The sequence below is a fragment of the Streptomyces sp. NRRL F-5727 genome, assembly GCF_000719555.1.
Lineage (GTDB): Bacteria > Actinomycetota > Actinomycetes > Streptomycetales > Streptomycetaceae > Streptomyces.
In genome coordinates this window covers 58,210-78,736 of record NZ_JOGX01000008.1, presented here as the reverse complement: position 1 = coordinate 78,736, position 20,527 = coordinate 58,210, and the positions used below count along the sequence as shown (strand labels likewise).

The window sequence follows — 20,527 nt, the reverse complement described above, 5'->3', positions numbered from 1 at the left end:
AGGGGAACCAGCCGCCGGTCATCGTCGTCCGTCACCATGTACCTGACGACAGGGGGAACGGGTGACGGAGATTCTGTACGGCGAGCGGTCGCGGAACCCGCTGGCCAGGACGGTCGAACTGACCGAGACGGGCATCCGCAGGGGCGGCCGGACCACGCCGCTCGGCGAGCTGAACCTGGCCGCGATGGCCGAGGCGTACCGGCGCGGGCAGTGGCTCGGCGGCGGCGGGTCCGAGCGCCCCCTGGAACGGCTGGAGGAAGGAGCCGGCGTCGTCCCGCTGACGCGCGTCTCCGGCACCAGCACCCCGCTCAAGGTGCGCCGGGCCGCCGACTTCGCGCGGCAGCTGGGAGAGCTCGCCGTCCGGCTGAGCGGCGGTCCCGAGCGGGTCGCCGAGCTGGGGCGGCGGGCCGCCGCCGAGGGCGTGCCGCTGTGGCTGGCCCGGCGGACCGCGCCCGGGCCCACCGGGGACGTCACCGTCGCCGTCGACCGGCGCCTGGTCCGGGTCGACGTGTGGGGCCCGTACGCCCCCGTCGTACGGATCCGGGCGCCCTTCGGCTTCCACCCCGACGAGGCCCACCCCTCCCGCGGCCTCACGCTCACCGTCGGCGACACCCCGGCCGAGCTGCACCTGGAGCGGCGCAAGCTCCGCAAGTCCCGGAGCTTCGTGCAGGCCGAACTCCCCGGTCAGCGCTGGGAGCTGTGGCGGCAGAGCGCGACCAGCTCGCGACTGTTCCGCGACGGCCGGCAGGTCGCCCTGCTCGCCCGGCCCCCGCGCCGCCGCTCCTCCGCCCGGCCCGACGAGCTCCTGCTGCCGCTCGGACCCGTCGGTCTGGAGACCTCCGACCCGCTGGACGCGGTCATGGCGCACGCCTTCTCCGCCGCCTTCGGCCTCGGCGACACCACAGGACTCGCCCGCTTCCCCGCCCAGTGGCGCCCGAGCGAGGGCTACGAGCCCGCCGCCACGGACACCGACTGGCTGCGTCCCTGGTTCAGCAACCTCGGCACCAGCAGCGCCGACAACGAACCCGGCGGCGGCGACGGCTGGGGCTCCGACGGCGGCGACGCGGGCGACTCCGGCGGCGGTGACGGCGGGAGCGACGGCGGAGGCGGCGGTGGCGGCGACGGCGGTGGCGGCGGAGGCGGCGACTGACCGCCGAGTAGGGTGACGCCATGAACGACGAGCGCGCCGGCGTCGCCGGATGGGAGGAGCGGGTCGCCGCCCTCTGGGAGCAGATCGACGCGTACGGGCCCGAGGACTTCCGGGCCCGGATCGCGGACCTCGCCGCCGAGCGGGGAGAGGACGACGCAGCCGCCCTCTTCGAGCAGGGCGCCGCCCACGACTCCACCGGGCTGCCCGTCGAGGCCGTCACCTTCTACGAGCGCGCGCTCGGACTCGGCCTCACCGGGCTGCGCCGCCGCCGGGCCGTCATCCAGCTGGCGAGCAGCCTGCGGAACCTCGGGCGGCCCGACCGGAGCGTGGACCTGCTCACCGTCGAGCGGGGCCTGCCCGCCGAACGGCTCGACGCCGACGAGCGGGCGCTCGCCCCGGCCGTCGACGCCTTCCTCGCCCTCGCGCTCGCCGACACCGGCCGCGACCGGGAGGCCGCCTCGCTCGCCCTCGGCGCCCTCGCCCCGCTGCTGCCCCGCTACAACCGCTCCCTCGCCCACTACGCCCGCGCCCTCCTCACCGCCCCCGACGGCTCCTGAGCCGACTTCGCAGGGCGGCCGGTGGAGGCGGGCGCCCACTCGCTACGCTGAACGCAACGGCGACGGAAGGCGGGCTGACGTGGGGTGGCTGCGCAGGAGACCCAGGCGGGACGGCGAGGACGCGCCGAGGGATCCGGAGTTCGCCTACTTCTCCGAGCGCGAGGCCGCGCTCTTCCGGGCCACCGTCCGCGAGGCGTTCGCCGAACTCGGCCTGGAGGTCACCGTCTACGCGGCCTCCGTCCAGGACGACAGGCAGCGCCGCTTCGGCCTCGGCAACCTCGCCGCCGTCTGCCACCGGGACCGGCGCGGCCCCCGCGTCTGGCCCGAGCTGATCCGCCGGCACGTCACCCTCGTGGTGCGGACCCTGGACGGCCCGTCCGCCCTCGACACGCTGCCGCCCGAGCAGATCCGCGCCCAGCTCTACCCCCGGGTCGTCAACGCCGAGGGCATCGACCCCGGCGCCTTCGGCTACGCCCGGACGCTCGCCCCCGGGCTCTACGAGGTGCTGGCGCTCGACCTGCCGGAGAGCGTCATGATGCTCACCGACGACGCCCTCGACCGGATCGGCGACCCCGCCCAGCTGCGCGCCCGCGCCCTGAAGAACCTGCGCGGACTGCCCGTCGAGGAGCACGAGACCGTCCGCGACGCCGACGGCATGACCTTCGAGGTCGTCGTCGGCGACTCCTTCTACACCGCCAGCCGGGTCCTCGACCTCGACGCCCTGGCCCAGCGGGTCACCGGCCTGCCGCTCGGCGAACACGGCGCCCTCGTCGCGGTGCCCTTCCGGCACCAGATCGCGTTCCACCCCATCCGGGACACCACGATCATCCCCGCGCTCGGCGCGATGGCCTCCTTCGCCGCCTCCGAGTACGAGGACACGCCGGGCGCCATCAGCCCCTACGTCTTCTGGTGGCGGGACGGCACCCTCACCCAGCTCAGCGAGCACGACGAGGAGCGCGGCGAGCTGCGGATCGTCGTCGGCGACGACTTCCAGGACCTGCTCGAACGGCTGATCGCCCAGGGGCCGGGCCCGCGCTGACGGCACCCGGCCCGGTCGCGGCGGCCGGGCCCGGCGGGCAGGATGCTGGAGGACGCCGCCCGCCCGCCGCCGCGAAGGAGCCCCCATGCCGACCGACGCCCCCACCCCCTTCACCGCCGACGACTACCGGGCCCGGATGGACCGGGCGGCCGCCTCCGCCGCCGACGCCGGACTCGCCGGGCTGCTCGTCGCCCCCGGCCCCGACCTCGTCTACCTCACCGGCTACCAGCCGACCGCGATCACCGAACGGCTCACCGTCCTCGTCGTCGCCCCCGGCCAGGACCCCGTCCTCGTCGTCCCCACCCTGGAGGCCCCCGACGCGGAGAAGGCCGTCGGCGCGCCCGCGCTGACCCTCCGCGACTGGACCGACGGCAAGGACCCGTACGCCGTCACCGCCCCGCTCCTCGACGTCGAGGGGCGCTTCGGCGTCAGCGACAACGCCTGGGCCATGCACCTCCTCGGCCTCCAGCAGGCCCTGCCGTCCACCTCGTACGTCTCCCTCACCGAGGCCCTGCCGATGCTGCGGGCCGTGAAGGACGCGCACGAGCTGGCCCGGATCGCCGCCGCCGGGGCCGCCGCCGACCGGGCGTACGGGGAGATCCTCAAGGTCCGGTTCGCGGGCCGCCGCGAGACCGAGGTCGCCGCCGACCTCGCCGCGCTGCTCCTGGAGTTCGGCCACTCCCAGGTCGACTTCACCGTCGTCGGCTCCGGACCCAACGGCGCCAACCCGCACCACGAGGCCGGCGAGCGGGTCATCGAACGCGGCGACATGGTCGTCCTCGACTTCGGCGGCCTCAAGCACGGCTACGGCTCCGACACCACCCGCACCGTCCACGTCGGCGAACCCACCGACGAGGAGCGCCGGATCCACGACCTCGTCCGCGAGGCCCAGCAGGCCGGCTTCGAGGCCGTGAAGTCCGGCATCGCCTGCCAGGACGTGGACCGTGCCGCCCGCAAGGTCATCACCGACGCCGGGTACGGCGAGTACTTCATCCACCGCACCGGCCACGGCATCGGCGTCACCACCCACGAACCGCCCTACATGATCGAGGGCGAGGAGCGGCCCGTCGTCCCCGGCATGTGCTTCTCCATCGAACCCGGCGTCTACCTGCCGGGCCGCTTCGGCGTCCGCATCGAGGACATCGTCACCCTGACCGAGGACGGCACCGGCCACCGCTTCAACAACACCCCGCACGAGATGGCCCTCGTCGACTGACGGGCCGCTACCCGTCGGCGAGGACCACCGCCGACTCGCCGCCGAGGCGCAGCAGCCCGTCCCGGGCGGGCGCCTCGGTCGGCTCCCAGGCGGCGAGGACCCGGTCCCGGCCGTTGGAGCCCAGCGGGATCGCGGCCGGCTCCTTGCCCAGGTTGACCGCGACCCGGACGTCACCCCGCCGGAAGACCAGCCAGCGGGCCTCCTCGTCGAAGGCCACCTTCACCCCGCCCAGGTCCGGGTCGGTCAGGTCCGGCAGCGTGCGGCGCAGCGCGATCAGCTCCCGGTGCCAGGCGAGCAGCCGCCGGTGCGGGTCCCGCTCGCGCTCCGTCCGGTCGAGCACCGAGCGGTCCCGGGTCGCCGGGTCCTGCGGATCGGGCACCTCGGACTCGTCCCAGCCGTGCGCCGCGAACTCCCGTCGCCTGCCCCGACGGACGGCCTCCGCCAGCTCCGGATCGGTGTGGTCGGTGAAGTACTGCCAGGGGGTGCGGGCGCCCCACTCCTCGCCCATGAACAGCATCGGCACCGACGGGCCGGTGAGCACCAGCGTCGCCGCGCAGGCCAGCAGGCCGGGGGAGAGGGAGGCCGAAAGGCGGTCCCCCAGCGCCCGGTTGCCGATCTGGTCGTGGGTCTGCGCATAGCCCAGGAAGCGGTGGGCGGGGGTGCGCTCCCGGTCCACCGGGCGGCCGTGGTGCCGGCCGCGGAAGGAGGAGTACGTGCCGTCGTGGAAGAACACCCGGGTGAGGGTCTTGGCGAGCGCGGCCATCGGGGCGCGCGCGAAGTCGGCGTAGTAGCCCTGCGACTCACCCGTCAGCGCGCAGTGCAGGGCGTGGTGGAAGTCGTCGTTCCACTGCGCGTGCAGGCCGAGGCCGCCGAGCGCGCGCGGGGTGGTGGTGCGCGGGTCGGCGAGGTCGGACTCGGCGATCAGGAAGTGCTGGCGGCCCTGCTCCTTCGCCAACTCGTCGACCGCCGCCGACAGTTCCTCCAGGAAGGTGAGGGCGCGGTCGTCGGCGAGCGCGTGCACCGCGTCGAGCCGCAGCCCGTCGATCCGGTAGTCCCGCAGCCAGGCGAGCGCGCTGCCCAGGAAGTACGCCCGCACCTCGTCCGAACCCGGCGCGTCCAGGTTCACCGCCGCGCCCCACGGCGTGTGGTGGGTCTCGGTGAAGTACGGCCCGTAGACCGGGAGGTAGTTGCCGGACGGGCCCAGGTGGTTGTGGACCACGTCGAGGACGACGCCCATGCCCAGGCCGTGCGCGGTGTCGGTGAACCGCTTCAGCGCCGCGGGCCCGCCGTACGGCTCGTGCACCGCCCACGGCGCCACCCCGTCGTACCCCCAGCCGCGCACCCCGGGGAACGGGCAGAGCGGCATCAGCTCCACATGGGTGATGCCGAGCCCGGCGAGCTCCCCGAGCCGGGCCGCGGCGGCGTCGAGGGTGCCCTCCGGGGTGAAGGTGCCGACGTGCAGCTCGTACAGGACCGCGCCGCGCAGCCGCAGCCGGGGCGGCTCGTGGCGCCAGGCGTAGGCCGCGTGGTCGACGACGGCGCTGAGCCCGTCCGGCCCGTCCGGCAGCCTGCGGCCGCGCGGATCGGGTCGGACGGGACCGCCGTCGATACGGAAGCCGTACCGGTCGCCGTCGGCGGCCGGCACGGTGCCGGTCCACCAGCCCTCCCGCAGCGGGTCCCGGTCCAGCGGGTGCCCGCTGCCGTCGATCTCCAGGGTCACCCGGTCGCGGGCGTGCGGTGCCCAGACCTCGAAGAGCACGGCGGATCTCCTCGCAGACGTCGGTACGGTCGTCGGTGCGGTCGGCTACGTCGCTCCCATCCTGGCAGTCAGGACCGCGACGCGCCCGGTGCGTCCCACACGTAGTCGATCTGGCGCTGGAAGTTCACGTATCCGGCGCGGGCGAACGCCGCCGCCATCGGCACGTTCCCCAGGTCGGTCGCGGCCCGCACGCGCGGCACGCCCGCGTCGGCGAGGATCCGGGTGCCCTCGGCGAGGATCTCGTCGATGTACCCGTGGCCCCGGTGGGCGGGCAGCACCCCGATGTAGGCGATGATCGGGTTGTAGGAGTTGCGGGCGGGGATCACGAAGCCGACCGGCTCGCCCGTGCCCGCCAGTTCCGCCACCTGCCACCACTCGCGCGGCGAGGTGTAGTGCGGGAACTCCTCGTCGTAGTGGCGCTCGGCGGCCTCTCGGAGGGACAGCCCCTCGCCCAGGTCGGCCTGCCCGTGCGCGTCGAGCGTCCCCTCCATCACCGGGGTCATCAGCGCCAGCAGGTCCTCCCGGTCCCGCACCGGGCGGAACACGAGCCGGCCGGTGCGCTCCGCCACCGGGGTGCCGGGCAGCCACTCCAGGCGCAGCCGCTCGACCAGCGGCCGGCCCCCCGTCTCCGCGAGGAGGGAGAGCAGCAGCTCCACCCGGTCGCGGGTCTCCGGGACCTCCCGCCAGTCGGCGGGCAGATAGCGGTTGAACTCCGGCGGCACGGTGCCGGCCGGTACGACGGCGGCCATGGCGGTGCGCAGCAGCCGCCGGCCCACCTCCGCCGCCTCCTCGGCCGGCAGCTCCGGGTCGAGGTCGAAGAAGTCGAGGGCGAGCGGTTCGCCGCCGTCCTTCTTGGTCCACCAGGCGATCCGGCCGAGCAGCCGGCCGTCGCGGAGGGCCACCCAGAGCCACTCCGGGCGGCGGCGGCCGGTGCCGAGGTCGTCGGCGAGTTCGTGGTCGAGCGTGTACGTGAGGCCGAGGAACAGGTCCAGTTCCTCGGGCCCGGCGAGCGGGCGGACGACGAGGCCGTCGGTCATGCGGTGGTTCCCCCAGGGGTCTGTGTGAGCGAGCCCGCAGACCGTAACAGTGATCTTGTGACGGTGGCGCGGGGATTTGTGCCGGAGCCGGTACGCCCCCGGGACGGGCCGCTTCTGGACAGCCCGGCCCGGGCGCACGGACAATCACGGTGTGACGACCCCTTACGAGCCTCCGGCGCCCTCCCCCCGGCTGACCGACGCCGAGCGGGACCGCGCGCTGGTGCTGCTCCGGGAGGGCGCCGCACAGGGCCGACTCTCGCACGACACCTTCCTCTTCCGGATGGAGCGGGCCCTCCAGGCCCGCCGCCCCGACGAACTCGCCGTGCTCACCGCCGACCTGCGCGGCGAGAGCGGCTGGAGCCGGCGGGTGATCGGCGCCGTCGAGGCCGTCTCGGGCTTCACCGCCCGCCTCCGCCGCGCCTGGCACGCCGAGCGGCTGCCGAAGCTGCTGCTGCCGCAGCCGGGGCCGTACCCGCTGCGGATCGGCCGCGACCCGGTGAACGGGCTGCGGCTCAGCCACGAGACGGCGTCCCGGCTGCACGCCGAGCTCTCGATGCAGAGCGGGCTGTGGGTGCTGCGCGACCTCGGCTCCACCAACGGCACCACCGTCAACGGCCGCCGGGTCGTCGGTGCCGTCGTGGTGCGGGCCGGTGACGTCGTCGGCTTCGGCGAGATGAGCTTCCGGCTCTCCGTCGACTGACGCGCTCTCCGCCGACGGACGCGCCTCGGCCGACCGGCCAGGTCAGGGCGGGTGCGCCCTCACCCGTTCGGCGGAACGTGACGGGCGGTGCGGGGGCGCGGGTGATGGGCTGGGGGGACGCGCGCCACGACTCCGGCCGCGGTCCGTCACCGCCGGACGAGCCGTACGCACCGATCGCACCGGTCGAGCCGATCCGGCCGATCGAGTCGATCGAACCGTACGAGCCGGCCGGGGGCCGAACGACAGGGGGCACGATGCGCGACGAGCCGAGCCGCGACACGGAAGGCCGGACGGGCGAGGGGCCCTGGGAGCGGGTGCCCGCCATGGCCCCCGCCGGACGGGCCGCCGCAGGGCCCGGACGGGTGCGGCCCGTGGCCGACCCGACCGCGCCGCCCGGCGGGCGGACCGTCGCCCCGAGCCCGCTGGACCCCGGCGCCGCCCTCGACCCGCACCCCGTGCACCGCAGGCTGCGCGAGGAGTTCCCGCTCACCTACGACCCGCTGCTGCGGGCCTGGGTCCTCAGCCGGTACGCCGACGTGGCCACCGCCCTCACCGACCCCCGCTTCACCCACGGCCACCGGCCCGGCGACCCGGCCTGCGCCCGGGCCCACACCGACGTGGACCTCGGCGAGCTGCGGTCCGTGGCGGAACGCACCGCCTTCGTGCTGGCCCGCCGGATCGCCGGCCGCGAACGGGCCGACCTGGTGGCCGACTTCTGCCACTGGCTGCCGGCCGGCACCGTCGCCGCCGCCGTCGGCGTCCCGTACCTGGACATGATGCGGCTGGTACGGGGCCGGGCCGCGACGGCGCTGGCCGGGGAGTGCGGCGGGCAGATCGCGGTCCGGGAGAAGGCGCTGGCCTCCTTCCTCGGCAACGTCCTCGCCGACCCCGACCAGGTCGCCGCCCTGCGCGACGCCCCGGCGGGCCTGGTGGCCCGGGCGTGGGCGGAGTCGCTGCGCCGCGACCCGCCGGTGCAGATCGCCGTCCGGCGCACCCGCGAGGACGTGCCGGTCAGCGGCGGGGTGCTGCCCGGCGGCTCCTCGGTCGCGCTGCTCATCGGCGCGGCCGGACGGGACCCGGAGCGGTTCCGCGAGCCGGACCGCTTCGACCCGCTCCGCGACGACCCGCACCAGCTCACCTACGGCCCCGGCTTCTGCCCGGCGGTGATCCTGGCCGGCCTGGAGGCGGAGTACGCGGTCCGCGCGCTCTTCCAGGCGATGCCCCGGCTGCGGCTGGCCGACGGCTTCCGCCCGGCGCAGACCGGGCTCATCACCCGGGCCCCGCGCACGCTGGTGGTCCTGCCGAACGGCTGATTCTTCACGGTGCCGCCCCGCTGCTAGGGTGACGTGCGCTCGTCAAACGAGTCCTTTTCGCACGCACGACTTCCAACGGGGAACGATCAAGTGAAGCTTCGTCATGCCCGCGCGATCGCCGTCTTCGGCATCGCCGTCTTCGCCCTCACCGGCGCCCGCGGTTCGAACGGCGCCGGCTGCGACGGCAGCAGCGGTTCGAGCTCCAGCTCCAGCTCCAGCTCCAGCTCCAGCTCCAGCGGCGGCAGCCACGACAACGACGGCTCCGGCTCCAGCTCCGGCGGCTCCGTCCCCGGCGGCGGCGGCAGCGCCGACAAGGCGTCCCGCGACGTCACCATCGACAAGTGCGCCTACGACCCGGCGACCAAGAACCTCACCGCCCGGATCACGGTGAAGAACGACGGAGCGCTCGACTACGACTACTCCGTCACCATGAAGTTCACCGGCGCCGGCGCGACCTCCGCGACCGCGTTCAAGGCCGGCATCGCCGTCGCGGCGGGCGCCTCCGAGACCGCCGAGCTCACCACCCCGTACCCGGGCACCGGCGACGGCTCCGAGTACACCAAGTGCGAGGTCACGCGCGCCAGCCGCATCTGACCCGACCGGCGGGGGCCCTCGGGCCCCCGCCCCGCTCCCGTCAGCCGCGCCGCCGGTAGGCGTCGGACTGGTTCGGCGGCGCGTTGTGCACCGCCCACGCGTTGTACGAGACGCGGTCCTGGGACGCCTGGAGGCGGGCCCGCTCCTCGATGCGCAGCCCCTCCGCGTGCTCCGTCGTGGACCTGCCGCGGCGCGTCAGCACCACCACCAGCACCACGACGAGTCCCCCCAGGACCCCGAACAGAATTCCCATCGCCATCGGCTTCCCCCCCTGTTGCTCGTGCTCGCCAGTATGCGGTCAGGACCGGATCCGCGCGAGGAGGGCGACCGGGCGGTCCGCGAACAGCTCCGCCAGCTTCAGCTCGCTCGCCGGGCCGCCGGTGAACTCCCGTACCCCGTCGAGGACATCGGCCCACCGCCCGTCCGGCAGCACCAGCTCCGTGTCCCGCCAGCCGCCCGCCTCCGCGAGCCGCAGCGAGAGCCGGGTCACCGCGGTGACCACCTCGCCCGAGCGGGCGAAGGCCAGACAGTGCGCGGCCCCCGGGCCCTCGGCCGCCAGCGGCAGATAGGTCCCGCCCGGGCCGAAGGCCGCCGGACGCTCCCGGCGCAGCCGCAGCGCGGCCCGGACCAGCGCCGTCCGCCCGTCGTCCGGGCCCGGCGCGAACGGGGCCCGGTTGTCCGGGTCGACCAGCGCCCGGTACTCCCGCTCGGTGTGCTGGTACAGCTCCGGCACGCCCGGCATGGTCAGCTGGACCAGCGCCGCGCCGTCCGCGTGCGCCCGGATGTGCGGCTCCAGCGCGAACGCCGCCTCGGACGCCGTCCGCAGTGGTACGCGACCGGGCCCGGCGGCGACGAAGTCGGCCACCGCCCGCTCGTACGCCGGGTCCTGCTCGGTCCAGGAGGTCCGCAGCCCCTCCTCCCGCACCGCCTTGAGCACCGCGGGGCCGATCCGCTCCGGGTCCGGGGTGCCGAAGCCGAAGGCGGTCTGCCAGGCCGTCCAGGCGAGGTGCGGGTCCGGCGCCGGGATCCCGGCGACCTCGGCCAGCAACCCGGCCCACACGTCCGGACACTGGGCGAGCACCGCGATCGCCGCCCGCACGTCCGCACTGCGCTTGGTGTCGTGGGTGGTGAGGACCGTGCCGCCGGCCGGCCAGTCGCGGGCCAGCCGCGCGCAGGCGGCGTGGAACTCCGCGACGCCGACGGCAGGCCGGCCCGGATCGCCGCCGACCTCGTTGGCCGAGAGCAGCGGGGCGTACCGGTAGAAGGCGGTGTCCTCGGTGGACTTGGCCCGCAGCGCCGAGGACGTCTGGGCGAACCGGGCCCGGAACGCCCGGTGTCCGGGGGAGTCGCCGTGGGTGCCGAGGAGCAGGCCCCGGACGGTGTCCACGGCCGCGGCCTCCTCCGGCACCGCGAACGCGGCCCGCGCGCCCCGGGCCGCCTCGGGGGTCAGCACCCGCTCGGCGCCGGTCCGGTAGGGCCGGTAGACCGGCACGCGGACGAGCAGTTCCTCGATCGCGGTGCGCAGGGCCCAGGGCGCGTGGTCCTGGAGCGCCGGATCGGCGGCGCACAGCCGGGCCGCCGCCCGGGTCAGGACGGCCGTCTCGGCCGCCAGGTCGTGCCGCACCACCTCGTACGCGGCGCGCCGGGCGGTCGCCTCCCACTCGCCGCCCCGGTCCGCCGAGCGGCCGGCGAACTCCCGGTACAGGTCGGTGAGTTCGGCGGCACCCTCCGGGTCGGTGAGGACGCCGTCGACCAGCCGCAGGGCGTCGTAGCCGGTGGTCCCGGCGACCGGCCAGGCGTCCGGCAGGGTCTCGGGGCCGGTGAGGATCTTCTCGACCACCGTCCAGCACCGGCCGCCGGTCGCCTCCGCCAGCCGCTCCAGGTAGCCCTGCGGGTCCGCGAGTCCGTCCGGGTGGTCGATGCGCAGCCCCTCGATCACCCCGTCGGCGACCAGCTCCAGGATCTTCGCGTGGCTCGCCGCGAACACCTCCGGGTCCTCCACCCGCACCCCGATCAGGTCCGACACGGTGAAGAAGCGCCGGTAGCCCAGCTCGGTGCGGGCCAGCCGCCACCAGCCGAGCCGGTACCACTGGGCGGCGAGGAGCTCGTCCAGCGGCAGGCCCTCGGTGCCCTCGCGGAGCGGGAACTCCTGCCCGTCCAGGCGCAGCACGCCGTCCTCCACCCGCAGCCGGTCCCGTACCTCCGACAGCCGCGCGGGCAGCACCGGGAGCAGCAGCCGGTCGCCGTCGCCGGCCGACCGGTCGAGGTCGAACCAGCGGGCGTACGGCGAGTCCGGGCCGTGCCGCAGGACCTCCCGCAGCGCGTGGTTGTGGCGCGGGGAGGCCGCCATGTGGTTGGGCACCAGGTCCACCACCAGGCCGAGGCCGTGGGCGCGGGCGGTGGCGGCGAGCGAGCGCAGCCCCGCCTCGCCGCCCAGCTCGGCCCGGACCGACCGGTGGTCGGTGACGTCGTACCCGTGGGCGGAGCCGGGCACCGCCTCCAGGACGGGGGAGAGGTGCAGATGCGAGACGCCCAGCCCGGCCAGGTGCGGCACGGCCCGTTCGGCGGCGGCGAACGGGAACGCGGGCTGGAGCTGGAGCCGGTAGGTGGCGGTGGGCACGACGGCGGGCGCGTGGCGGTGGGACGTCATGCGAACGTACGTACCCCGTACGGAAGCCTCCGTGTCATCACCCGATGCACCCGTTCGGGTGCATCGCGCCGCTTCCGGCCGCCGTCCGCCACCGCCGCTTCGTCGGGGGCGATCGTTCCGCCGGGGCTGGGGGTCCCCCCAGCCCCGCGCGGAACGGCCGCCCACACGGAGATGCGGCGACCGGCGCCGCCCGGAGGCCGAGCACCACCCGCACGGGCGCCGCCGAACGGACGCGGCCGCCCGCCCCGCGTACGCCGTCCGGGTGACGACGCTCCTCCGGGCCGCGGCGGTCACGCCGGCCGGCGCAGCACCGTCAGGCTCAGCGGCGCGAGGGTGACCCGCTCGCCCGCCACGATCTCCGGCCCCTCCTGCGGCGGCATCCCCTCCGGGTCGGAGGTGTCCACCACCGTCCGCCAGCACCGCCCGTGGCTGTCCGGCACCGCGAACTCCAGCTCCTGCGAGGAGGCGTTGAACATCAGCAGGAAGGAGTCGTCGGCGATCCGCTCGCCCTGCGGCCCCGGCTCGGAGATCGCGTTGCCGTTGAGGAAGACCGTCAGCGCCCGGGCGTGCGCCGCCTGCCAGTCGCGGGCCGTCATCTCCTCGCCCTCCGGCGTGAACCAGGCGATGTCGGTCAGCTCGTCGTGGGTGCCCTCCACCGGCCGGCCGTGGAAGAAGCGGCGCCGCCGGAAGACCGGGTGCTCGCGGCGGAGCCGCACCATCGCCCGGGTGAAGCGCAGCAGCGTCGCCTCCGCCTCGCTGTTCTCCTTCGGCCACCGCACCCAGGAGATCTCGCTGTCCTGGCAGTAGGCGTTGTTGTTGCCGCCCTGGGTGCGCCCGAACTCGTCGCCGTGGCTGAGCATCGGCACGCCCTGCGACAGCATCAGCGTCGCCAGGAAGTTGCGCATCTGCCGGGCCCGCAGCTCGATGATCCCGACGTCGTCGGTCTCGCCCTCCTGACCGCAGTTCCAGGACCGGTTGTAGCTCTCGCCGTCCCGGTTGCCCTCCCCGTTGGCCTCGTTGCGCTTCTCGTTGTACGAGACCAGGTCCCGCAGCGTGAAACCGTCGTGGCAGGTCACGAAGTTGACCGAGGCCAGCGGGCGCCGCCCGTCGTCCTGGTACAGGTCGGAGGAGCCGGTGAGGCGGGAGGCGAACTCGGCCAGCGTGCGCGGCTCGCCCCGCCACAGGTCCCGCACGCAGTCGCGGTACTTGCCGTTCCACTCGGTCCACAGCGGCGGGAAGTTGCCCACCTGGTAGCCGCCCTCGCCGACGTCCCACGGCTCCGCGATCAGCTTCACCTGGCTCACCACCGGGTCCTGCTGCACCAGGTCGAAGAAGGACGACAGCCGGTCCACCTCGTGGAACTGGCGGGCCAGGGTGGCCGCCAGGTCGAAGCGGAACCCGTCCACGTGCATCTCGGTCACCCAGTACCGCAGGCTGTCCATGATCAGCTGGAGTACGTGCGGGGACCGCATGAGCAGCGAGTTCCCGGTGCCGGTGGTGTCCATGTAGTACCGGGGATCGTCGGCGAGCCGGTAGTACGAGGGGTTGTCCAGGCCCCGGAAGGAGAGCGTCGGGCCCAGGTGGTTGCCCTCGGCCGTGTGGTTGTAGACGACGTCGAGGATGACCTCGATGCCGGCCTGGTGCAGCGCCCGCACCGCCGACTTGAACTCCAGGACCTGCTGCCCGCGGTCGCCCCAGGAGGCGTACGCGTTGTGCGGGGCGAAGAAGCCGATCGTGTTGTAGCCCCAGTAGTTCGAGAGGCCGGCGTCGACCAGCCGGTGGTCGTTCACGAACTGGTGGACCGGCATCAGCTCCAGGGCCGTGACGCCCAGTTCCTTCAGATGGCCGATCACCGAGGGGTGCGCGAGCCCCGCGTACGTGCCGCGCAGCTCCTCGGGGAGGTCCGGGTGGAGCATCGTCAGGCCCTTCACATGGGCCTCGTAGATCACCGTGTGGTGGTACTCGGTGCGCGGCCGCCGGTCGTCGCCCCAGTCGAAGTACGGGTTGACCACCACCGAGGTCATCGTCCGCCCGGCCGAGTCCAGGTCGTTGCGCGCGTCGGGCCGCCCGAAGGGGTAGCCGTACACCGCCTCGCCCCAGTCGACCGAGCCCGACATCGCCCGCGCGTACGGGTCGAGGAGGAGCTTCGCCGGGTTGCAGCGCAGCCCGCGCTCCGGCGCGTACGGCCCGTGCACCCGGAAGCCGTACCGCTGGCCGGGCATCACGCCCGGCAGGTACGCGTGCCGGACGAAGGCGTCCGTCTCGCGCAGTTCGACGGACGTCTCCGTGCCGTCGTCGTCGATGAGACACAGCTCGACGCGGTGCGCCGCCTCCGAGAAGACCGCGAAGTTGGTGCCCGCTCCGTCATAGGTGGCGCCCAAGGGGTACGCCTGTCCCGGCCAGACCTGCATGGATACGAATCTTCCTCTTCTGTCCGGGTTCATGCGTGCTCTTCGGCCAGATCCTGCCCGAAAGAGGCGCAACCTCCCAGGAACTCGCCCGTCCTGTCGGGTGACCGCGGGCCAAGCGGGGGATAGAGGGGGAAATGTGTACGAAATAGCGCGCCGCCACCTGGGGAAGGAGATGGCCGGAGCGGCCACCGCGGTGACGGGGGCCGCCGCCGCGGGCGTGTCGCCCCTCCCCGCGGGGCGCCCGGCGCGTCCCGCACCGCCGGCGGGACGGACACCCCGCAGGGCGCCGACGGCGCCGACGGGCGACCCCGCCGAGGGCGACCGCGGCACCGGCGCCGGACTCGCCCGCCCCGTCCCCGGCCGGGAGGGTCCGCGGCGCCCGGGGTCCGCTTCGGCGAACGCCGGCCAACGTCGCCAACGCCGCTGACGGCGTGGACAAATGGGTCAACGGGGAGACTCCGAGCAAACCGGCCGCATGGGTCAACTTCGGGTTCCACCCGGTCGCCCGGGACGAGGACCGGCGGCCCATGCCCGTCCACCGGCAGGGCGTCCAGCCCGCGCCCGGGGACGCAACCGCTATGAATCCCCTCACTCCGCCCGATCTCGCCCCCCGGAACGGACGGCCGACGACGCCGAGTTGGGCAAGCGGCCGGACGATCCTGCTGCACCGCCTCCCGCTCCCGGAGTACCCTTCCTTGATCTTGTCGGAAGAATCGGGACGGGCGCGTCCAGAGCAGAAGGCGGTGCGCGGGTGAGCTCGGGAGGTCTTGAGCTGCCCCCAGGTGACGCGGGTCACGAGGGGGGACCGGCCGACCCTGGAGAGGCGCCGCCCACGGTGATCCTCCCCCCGGGCACCGTCACCCCCGGCGCGGTCCCCGTGGTCCGCCCGGTGGAGATCGGCGCCGAACTCGACTGGGGCGCCGAGGCGTGGAGCGAGGTCCGCACCCGCGCCCAGCGCGCCGGCCGCGCCTACATCTGGCTCAATCTCGTCGAACAGCGGATGCGGGCCGTCGTCGCCGCCGTCCTCCGGCCGGTCTACGAACCCGTCCACGGCGACGAGTGGGTCGTCGCCGCCGCCGGCCCGGCCGGCCAGGAATGGGTCCGCCGGGCCGTCGCCGTCCGCGAGGTCTCCCGCCGCAAGGGCTACCTCCTCGACCCCGCCGACGACAACGTCCTCTCCTTCCTCACCCTGCCCCAGCTCCGCGAGCTGATGGTGCAGCACTGGCCCTGCTTCGAGCCCTACTTCGACGACCGGCGCGAGGTCGAACTCGCCCTCGACGAACTGGAGGTGACCCGGAACGTCGTCTCCCGCAACCGGGCCCTCTCACCCACCGTCCTCGCCCAGGCCGAACGGGCCTCCGCCCGCATCCTGGAGATCCTCGGCAGCGGCGCCGGCGCCCCCTCCGCCGACCGGCTGCCCGTCGACGCCGTCGAGGACCTCGTCGGCGACCGGTACGCCGACGTCGTCTCCGTCCACCCCGACCGCGTCCGGCTCCAGCGCCAGCTCCCCGCCGAGGACCTCTTCGGCGGCGCCCGCCGCCTCGACGCCACCGGCATAGGTCTCAATCTGCTCGTGCAGAACTTCTCCGGCCGCCGCATGGTCCGCCTCGCCGAGTCCGGCTGCCGGATACGGCTCCTCTTCCTCAACCCCGCCAGCAGCGCCGTCAAGCGCCGCGAGCGGGAGCTCGGCATCAGGAAGGGCGAGCTGAGCCGGTCCGTCGAGATGAACATCCTGCACATGCGCCGGGTCCGCTCCAAGCTCCGCGACCCCGACGCCTTCCAGATCCACGTCTTCGACGAGACCCCCCGCTTCACCGCCTACCTCGTCGACGGCGACGGCCCCGACGGGGTCGGCGTCGTCCAGTCCTACCTCCGCAGGGCCCGCGGCATGGAGGCCCCCGTCCTCGTGCTGCGCGGCGGCGGCCGGACCGTCGTCCGCCCCGACGGCCCCGGACGTGACGCGGACCACGGTCTCTTCGAGACCTACCGGGAGGAGTTCGAGTCCGTCTGGCTGGACTCCCGGCCCGTTTCCTGACCCCGGAGCCCCGCCCCTCCGGCCGCGTTGTCAGAGGCGCGTGCGAGGGTGTGAGCACCACGGGGGAGATCACGTTAGGAGGACCCGATGGCCTGGCATGGGGAACCACTGGTCGGCTTCGACCTGGAGACGACGGGGACGGACCCGCTCGAATCCCGCATCGTCACCGCGTCGATCGTCGGCGTCCACCGCGGAGCGGTGGTCCGGCAGCGGGACTGGCTCGCCGACCCCGGTGTCCGCATCCCCGAGCAGGCGTCCGCCATCCACGGCATCAGCAGCGAGCGGGCCGCCGCCGAGGGCCGCCCGGTCCGCGAGGTCGCCGACGAGGTCGCCGACACCCTGACCGGCTACTGGGCCCAGGGCGTCCCCGTCGTCGCCTACAACGCCTCCTTCGACCTCACCCTGCTCTCCGCCGAGCTGCGGCGGCACGGGCTGCCCTCGCTCGCCGAGCGGAGGGGCGGCGCCGGCATCGGGCCCGTCCTCGACCCGTACACCATCGACCGGGCCGTCGACCGCTACCGGCGCGGCAAGCGGACCCTGGAAGCGGTCTGCGGCGAGTACGGCGTCGAGCTCACCAGCGCCCACCAGGCGTCCGCCGACGCGCTCGCCGCCGTCCGCGTCGCCCTCGCGATAGCCGCCCGGCATCCGCAGGTGGCCGCCCTCGACCCGGCCGAACTGCACGAGCGGCAGATCGGCTGGTACCGCGCCTGGGCCGAGAACTTCCAGGACTTCCTGCGGCGCAAGGGCGACCCGGACGCGGTCGTCGACCCGGTGTGGCCGCTGCGCGGCGAACCGGTGACCGTCAGCCCTGCTCCTTGAGGAAGGAGAGCAGCAGCTCGCTCACCGTCTCCGGCTGGTCCAGCTGGAGCCAGTGGCCCGCCTCCTCGACCCGCTCGTACCGCCACGGGCCGCCGGTGAACTCGCCCGTCCCCGCCATCGAACGCTCGGTGAGGAACCGGTCCCCGGTCGACCAGACACCCATCACCGGGACCTCCTTCGGCAGCGGTGCCACCGGCCCCTCCGGACCGAACAGCGACTCCGCCGGGACGCCCGCGCGGTAGATGTTCAGCGCCGCCGTCAGCGCGCCCGGGGCACGCAGCGGCTCGATCACGGACTCCGCGTCCGGGTGCTCCGCCAGCATCTCGCGCAGCTGGGCGTAGTCGTCCCGGGAGAGCCAGTCCTCCGCGAGCCCCGCCAGCTGGAACAGCAGCATGTACCAGGAGCGCTGCCGCTGCTCCCAGCCCGCACCCCGGATCGCCCCGATGTGCCCCACCGAGAGCAGGCTCAGGCTCCGCACCCGGTCCGGCACCACCGACGCGAGCCCCTGGGCGACCCCCGACCCCCAGTCGTGGCCCACCACATGGAAGCGGTCCACCTCCAGCCGGGCCAGCAGCTCCAGCATGTCCCCGACGTGCTTCGCCGGGTGGTACGCCTCGTGGCCGCCCTCCGGACGGTCCGAGCCGCCGAAGCCGCGCAGGGTCGGCGCGACCGTCCGGAAGCCGGCCGCGTTCAGCGCCGGGACCTGATGGCGCCACAGCGCGTGACTGTCGGGGAAGCCGTGGAGCAGCAGGACCACCGGTCCCTCGCCGCTCGTCTCGACGTCCAGAGTCACCTCGGTCAGCTCGACCCGCATCTCAACACCCCGTTCCCCTCGGTCGGTTCGACGGGATCATGATGTCAGCCCGGTCAGAACGGATACCAGCGGACCTCGGGATCGCCGTCCCGCAGCGAGGCCACCCGCCGCTCGAACTCGGCCAGCGCCTTCGGGTTGTGCGGCGCGTGCTGGGCCACCCAGGCGCAGCTCGCGGTCTCCCGCGCCCCGCGCAGCACCGCGCACCCCTCCCACTCCCGCACGTCCCAGCCGTACGCCTCGGTGAAGGCGTCGTAGGCCGCCGGGTCCAGGCCGTACCGGTCCCGGGAGAGCGCGAGCACCACCAGGTCGTGCTCGCGCAGGTCGGAGGAGAAGGTCTCCAGGTCCATCAGGACCGGCCCGTCCGGGCCCACCTGGACGTTCCGGGGCAGGGCGTCGCCGTGGATCGGGCCGGGGGGCAGGTGCGGGGTGAGCGCGGCGGCCGCCGGCGCGAAGGAGTCCCGGCGCTCCCGCAGGAAGGCCGCGTCCGCCGGGTCGATCGCGTCCCCGGCCAGCCGCAGCCAGCGCTCCACGCCGCCCAGCAGCTCACGCCGGGGCAGGGTGAGTCCGGCCGGCTCGGGCAGCGCGTGCACGGCGGCGAGGAGGGGCGCCAGGTCCCGCGGCTCGGCCGGGCGGACGGCCTCCGGCAGCGGATGCCAGAAGGTCAGCGGATGGCCCTCGACCAGCCGCGGCTTCCGCTCCGCGGCCCGCACCGCCGGCACCCCGGCCCCGGCGAGCCAGTCGGCCAGCGCGACCTCCCGCTCCGCCCGCTCGAACAGCTCGGCGGACCGGCCCACCTTGACGACCAGACCGTCCACGGCGAAGACCGCGTTCTCCCCCAGCGCGAGGAGTCGTGCCCCGCCGGCCGGCAGCCCCGCCGCGGCCAGGATCTCCCGGGCCCTCGCCTCGTCCATCACTCTCTCCCTACCCGGTGGTACGTGTGCGCGAGCAGTCTCCCATCCCTGGCAGCGGCACCCGTCATTACGAAACCTTGTTCAATAAGTCACAGATGAGTGAAGGGTCTTCCCCCGGCCGCCGTCCATCGGGAAGGGTTCGGACCAGCCACCGCGCCACCCCCCACGAGGCGCGGTGGCCTTCTACGCTGACCGCATGACGACGACGTACGCGCTCCTCCTCCGCGGCATCAACGTGAGCGGCCACCGCAAGCTCCCCATGGCCGAACTGCGCGCCCTCCTCGAAGAGCTCGGCCACACCGGCGTGCGGACCTACCTCCAGAGCGGGAACGCGGTCTTCACCACCGACGCGGACACCACCGGGGACACGCTCGCGGCCGCGATCGAGGAGGCGATCGAGCGACGCTTCGGCTTCCGCTGCGACTGCCTGGTCCGCGACGGCGCCTACCTCGCGGCCGTCGCCGACGCCTGCCCGTTCCCCGCCGACGAGCTGGAGGGGAAGCAGCTGCACGCCGTGTACTACTCCGCGCCGGTCACCCCGGACCGCTTCGCCTCGGTCGACGCGGAGTCCTTCGCGCCCGAGTCCTTCGCCCTCGGCGACCGCGTGCTGTACCTCCACACCCCCGACGGCCTCGGCCGCTCCAAGCTCGCCGAGACCCTGCTGCGCCCGTCCCTCAACAAGGGAGTCGTGGCGACCGCGCGCAACTGGAACACGGTCCGCAAGCTGGTCGAGATGACCGCCGAGGGGTAGCCCTCAGCCGGCCGCTACCGCCACCCGCTCCGGGGCGCGGACCGCCTCCGCGTACCGCTCCACGAGGAGCCGGGCCAGTTCGGGGGAGGGGCCGAGGACCTCGGCCAGGACGTCGGCCCCGGCCGCGCCGGCCGCGATCCGGTCCGGCAGCCGGCCCGGCGCGATCACGTACGGGGCCACCGCCACCCGGCGGACGCCCGGTTCGGCGCGCAGCGCCCGTACCGCGTCCTCGGTGCGGGGAAGACCCCCGGCCTGCACAGCGGAGGCGAACGCGGGTCGCACGGAGCACCAACCGGTGCGCCGCAGCTCCCGCGCCGTTTCTGCGATCGCCGCGATCGCCTCCGGGTCGGTGGAGCCCGCCGAGGCCAGCACGACCCCGGTGGTGCTCTGGTCGCCGGGCGTCAGCCCGGCCTCGTACAGGCGCCGTTCCACCGTCGCGAGGAGCAGCGGGGACGGGCCGAGGACCTCCGCCTGCCGGATCCGCAGCCCGGCCGGGGCCCGGCGCAGCACGGCCGGGATGTCGGCCTTGGCGTGGAAGGCCCGGGTCAGCAGCAGCGGCAGCGCCACCACGTCCCGTACCCCCTCGGCGGCGAGCCGGTCCAGGACGCCCGCCGGCGACGGCAGGTTGAAGTCCAGGAACGCGGTCTCCACCCGCAGCCCCGGCCGCAGCGCGCCGGCCCGGCGCACCAGCGCCTGGACGGTCGCCGCGTGCCGCGGATCGCGGCTGCCGTGGGCGATGACGAGGAGGACAGGGCGGGTCATGGGCGGTCG

The 20,527-nt window shown here is 74.7% G+C and carries 18 protein-coding genes and 1 pseudogene; 11 read left to right on the top strand and 8 right to left on the bottom strand.

Features of this window, described 5'->3' with window-relative positions; genetic code table 11:
* The first annotated feature begins 61 nt into the window (after positions 1-61).
* The 4 genes from IF73_RS0108750 to IF73_RS0108735 all read left to right on the top strand — a co-directional run bounded on the left by IF73_RS0108750 (position 62) and on the right by IF73_RS0108735 (position 3,962).
* On the top strand, positions 62-1,150 hold the full coding sequence (locus IF73_RS0108750; protein WP_031005269.1) for a hypothetical protein: 1,089 nt from the start codon (positions 62-64) through the stop codon (positions 1,148-1,150).
* Between the two features lie 20 nt (positions 1,151-1,170).
* On the top strand, positions 1,171-1,707 hold the full coding sequence (locus tag IF73_RS0108745) for a tetratricopeptide repeat protein (RefSeq protein ID WP_031005267.1): 537 nt from the start codon (positions 1,171-1,173) through the stop codon (positions 1,705-1,707).
* Between the two features lie 79 nt (positions 1,708-1,786).
* Positions 1,787-2,746, top strand: a complete 960-nt coding sequence (locus tag IF73_RS0108740; protein WP_031005265.1) for a hypothetical protein — start codon at positions 1,787-1,789, stop codon at positions 2,744-2,746.
* Positions 2,747-2,831: 85 nt separating this feature from the next.
* Positions 2,832-3,962, top strand: coding sequence for an aminopeptidase P family protein (locus tag IF73_RS0108735; RefSeq protein WP_031005263.1), 1,131 nt, complete (start codon positions 2,832-2,834; stop codon positions 3,960-3,962).
* Between the two features lie 7 nt (positions 3,963-3,969).
* Here the strand turns inward: IF73_RS0108735 and treZ are convergent, their stop codons facing one another.
* On the bottom strand, positions 3,970-5,721 hold the full coding sequence (gene treZ, locus IF73_RS0108730; RefSeq protein ID WP_031005261.1) for a malto-oligosyltrehalose trehalohydrolase: 1,752 nt from the start codon (positions 5,719-5,721) through the stop codon (positions 3,970-3,972).
* 68 nt (positions 5,722-5,789) lie between these two features.
* Entirely contained in the window at positions 5,790-6,758 is a 969-nt protein-coding gene (locus tag IF73_RS0108725) for a GNAT family N-acetyltransferase (protein ID WP_031005259.1), read from the bottom strand.
* A 151-nt stretch (positions 6,759-6,909) separates the two neighbouring features.
* Between IF73_RS0108725 and IF73_RS0108720 the strand changes: the two genes are divergently transcribed.
* The 3 genes from IF73_RS0108720 to IF73_RS0108710 all read left to right on the top strand — a co-directional run bounded on the left by IF73_RS0108720 (position 6,910) and on the right by IF73_RS0108710 (position 9,365).
* Positions 6,910-7,458 (top strand): DUF1707 and FHA domain-containing protein, encoded by a 549-nt coding sequence (locus tag IF73_RS0108720; RefSeq protein WP_031005257.1) that lies wholly within the window; start codon positions 6,910-6,912, stop codon positions 7,456-7,458.
* Between the two features lie 254 nt (positions 7,459-7,712).
* Positions 7,713-8,771, top strand: coding sequence for a cytochrome P450 (locus IF73_RS0108715; RefSeq protein WP_031005255.1), 1,059 nt, complete (start codon positions 7,713-7,715; stop codon positions 8,769-8,771).
* Between the two features lie 90 nt (positions 8,772-8,861).
* Positions 8,862-9,365, top strand: a complete 504-nt coding sequence (locus IF73_RS0108710; protein ID WP_031005253.1) for a hypothetical protein — start codon at positions 8,862-8,864, stop codon at positions 9,363-9,365.
* Positions 9,366-9,405: 40 nt separating this feature from the next.
* Here the strand turns inward: IF73_RS0108710 and IF73_RS0108705 are convergent, their stop codons facing one another.
* From IF73_RS0108705 to glgX, 3 genes are all read right to left on the bottom strand, one after another.
* Positions 9,406-9,624 carry a hypothetical protein gene (locus IF73_RS0108705; protein WP_031005251.1) on the bottom strand — a complete coding sequence of 73 codons (219 nt, stop codon included), beginning with the start codon at positions 9,622-9,624 and terminating at the stop codon, positions 9,406-9,408.
* A gap of 39 nt (positions 9,625-9,663) precedes the next feature.
* Positions 9,664-12,015: a malto-oligosyltrehalose synthase gene (gene treY / locus IF73_RS0108700; RefSeq protein WP_031005249.1), complete on the bottom strand. Its 2,352-nt coding sequence runs from the start codon at positions 12,013-12,015 to the stop codon at positions 9,664-9,666.
* 290 nt (positions 12,016-12,305) lie between these two features.
* Positions 12,306-14,426, bottom strand: coding sequence for a glycogen debranching protein GlgX (glgX, locus tag IF73_RS0108695; RefSeq protein ID WP_031005247.1), 2,121 nt, complete (start codon positions 14,424-14,426; stop codon positions 12,306-12,308).
* Between the two features lie 419 nt (positions 14,427-14,845).
* Here glgX and IF73_RS41925 point away from each other — a divergent pair.
* The 3 genes and pseudogenes from IF73_RS41925 to IF73_RS0108685 all read left to right on the top strand — a co-directional run.
* A pseudogene (locus tag IF73_RS41925) lies at positions 14,846-15,046 on the top strand (copper amine oxidase); the annotation flags it as partial.
* Between the two features lie 131 nt (positions 15,047-15,177).
* Entirely contained in the window at positions 15,178-16,461 is a 1,284-nt protein-coding gene (locus IF73_RS0108690) for an SAV2148 family HEPN domain-containing protein (protein WP_031005245.1), read from the top strand.
* Positions 16,462-16,548: 87 nt separating this feature from the next.
* Entirely contained in the window at positions 16,549-17,280 is a 732-nt protein-coding gene (locus IF73_RS0108685; protein WP_031005242.1) for a 3'-5' exonuclease, read from the top strand.
* On the opposite strand, the gene IF73_RS0108680 is transcribed toward IF73_RS0108685, so the two are convergent.
* Both IF73_RS0108680 and IF73_RS0108675 read right to left on the bottom strand, forming a co-directional pair.
* Complete coding sequence (locus IF73_RS0108680) at positions 17,264-18,094, bottom strand: alpha/beta fold hydrolase (RefSeq protein ID WP_031005240.1); 831 nt, start codon at positions 18,092-18,094, stop codon at positions 17,264-17,266. The genes IF73_RS0108685 and IF73_RS0108680 overlap by 17 nt on opposite strands.
* Positions 18,095-18,147: 53 nt before the next feature.
* A complete protein-coding gene (locus tag IF73_RS0108675; protein WP_031005238.1) occupies positions 18,148-19,005 on the bottom strand; it encodes a phosphotransferase enzyme family protein in 858 nt (285 codons plus the stop codon).
* Between the two features lie 196 nt (positions 19,006-19,201).
* On the opposite strand from IF73_RS0108675, the gene IF73_RS0108670 reads away from it, so the two are divergent.
* Complete coding sequence (locus IF73_RS0108670) at positions 19,202-19,756, top strand: DUF1697 domain-containing protein (protein WP_031005236.1); 555 nt, start codon at positions 19,202-19,204, stop codon at positions 19,754-19,756.
* Positions 19,757-19,759: 3 nt separating this feature from the next.
* On the opposite strand, the gene IF73_RS0108665 is transcribed toward IF73_RS0108670, so the two are convergent.
* Positions 19,760-20,518 carry a sirohydrochlorin chelatase gene (locus IF73_RS0108665; RefSeq protein ID WP_031005234.1) on the bottom strand — a complete coding sequence of 253 codons (759 nt, stop codon included), beginning with the start codon at positions 20,516-20,518 and terminating at the stop codon, positions 19,760-19,762.
* Positions 20,519-20,527 lie beyond the last annotated feature (9 nt).

Bases quoted from the DNA above. Each gene is read 5' to 3' on its own strand.
- IF73_RS0108725 (WP_031005259.1), bottom strand. From the start codon at position 6,758: ATGACCGACGGCCTCGTCGTCCGCCCGCTCGCCGGGCCCGAGGAACTG.
- IF73_RS0108680 (WP_031005240.1), bottom strand. From the start codon at position 18,094: ATGCGGGTCGAGCTGACCGAGGTGACTCTGGACGTCGAGACGAGCGGC.
- IF73_RS0108685 (WP_031005242.1), top strand. From the start codon at position 16,549: ATGGCCTGGCATGGGGAACCACTGGTCGGCTTCGACCTGGAGACGACG.
- IF73_RS0108715 (WP_031005255.1), top strand. From the start codon at position 7,713: ATGCGCGACGAGCCGAGCCGCGACACGGAAGGCCGGACGGGCGAGGGG.
- treY (WP_031005249.1), bottom strand. From the start codon at position 12,015: ATGACGTCCCACCGCCACGCGCCCGCCGTCGTGCCCACCGCCACCTAC.
- IF73_RS0108705 (WP_031005251.1), bottom strand. From the start codon at position 9,624: ATGGCGATGGGAATTCTGTTCGGGGTCCTGGGGGGACTCGTCGTGGTG.
- IF73_RS0108675 (WP_031005238.1), bottom strand. From the start codon at position 19,005: ATGGACGAGGCGAGGGCCCGGGAGATCCTGGCCGCGGCGGGGCTGCCG.
- IF73_RS0108665 (WP_031005234.1), bottom strand. From the start codon at position 20,518: ATGACCCGCCCTGTCCTCCTCGTCATCGCCCACGGCAGCCGCGATCCG.
- IF73_RS0108745 (WP_031005267.1), top strand. From the start codon at position 1,171: ATGAACGACGAGCGCGCCGGCGTCGCCGGATGGGAGGAGCGGGTCGCC.
- IF73_RS0108735 (WP_031005263.1), top strand. From the start codon at position 2,832: ATGCCGACCGACGCCCCCACCCCCTTCACCGCCGACGACTACCGGGCC.
- IF73_RS0108670 (WP_031005236.1), top strand. From the start codon at position 19,202: ATGACGACGACGTACGCGCTCCTCCTCCGCGGCATCAACGTGAGCGGC.
- glgX (WP_031005247.1), bottom strand. From the start codon at position 14,426: ATGCAGGTCTGGCCGGGACAGGCGTACCCCTTGGGCGCCACCTATGAC.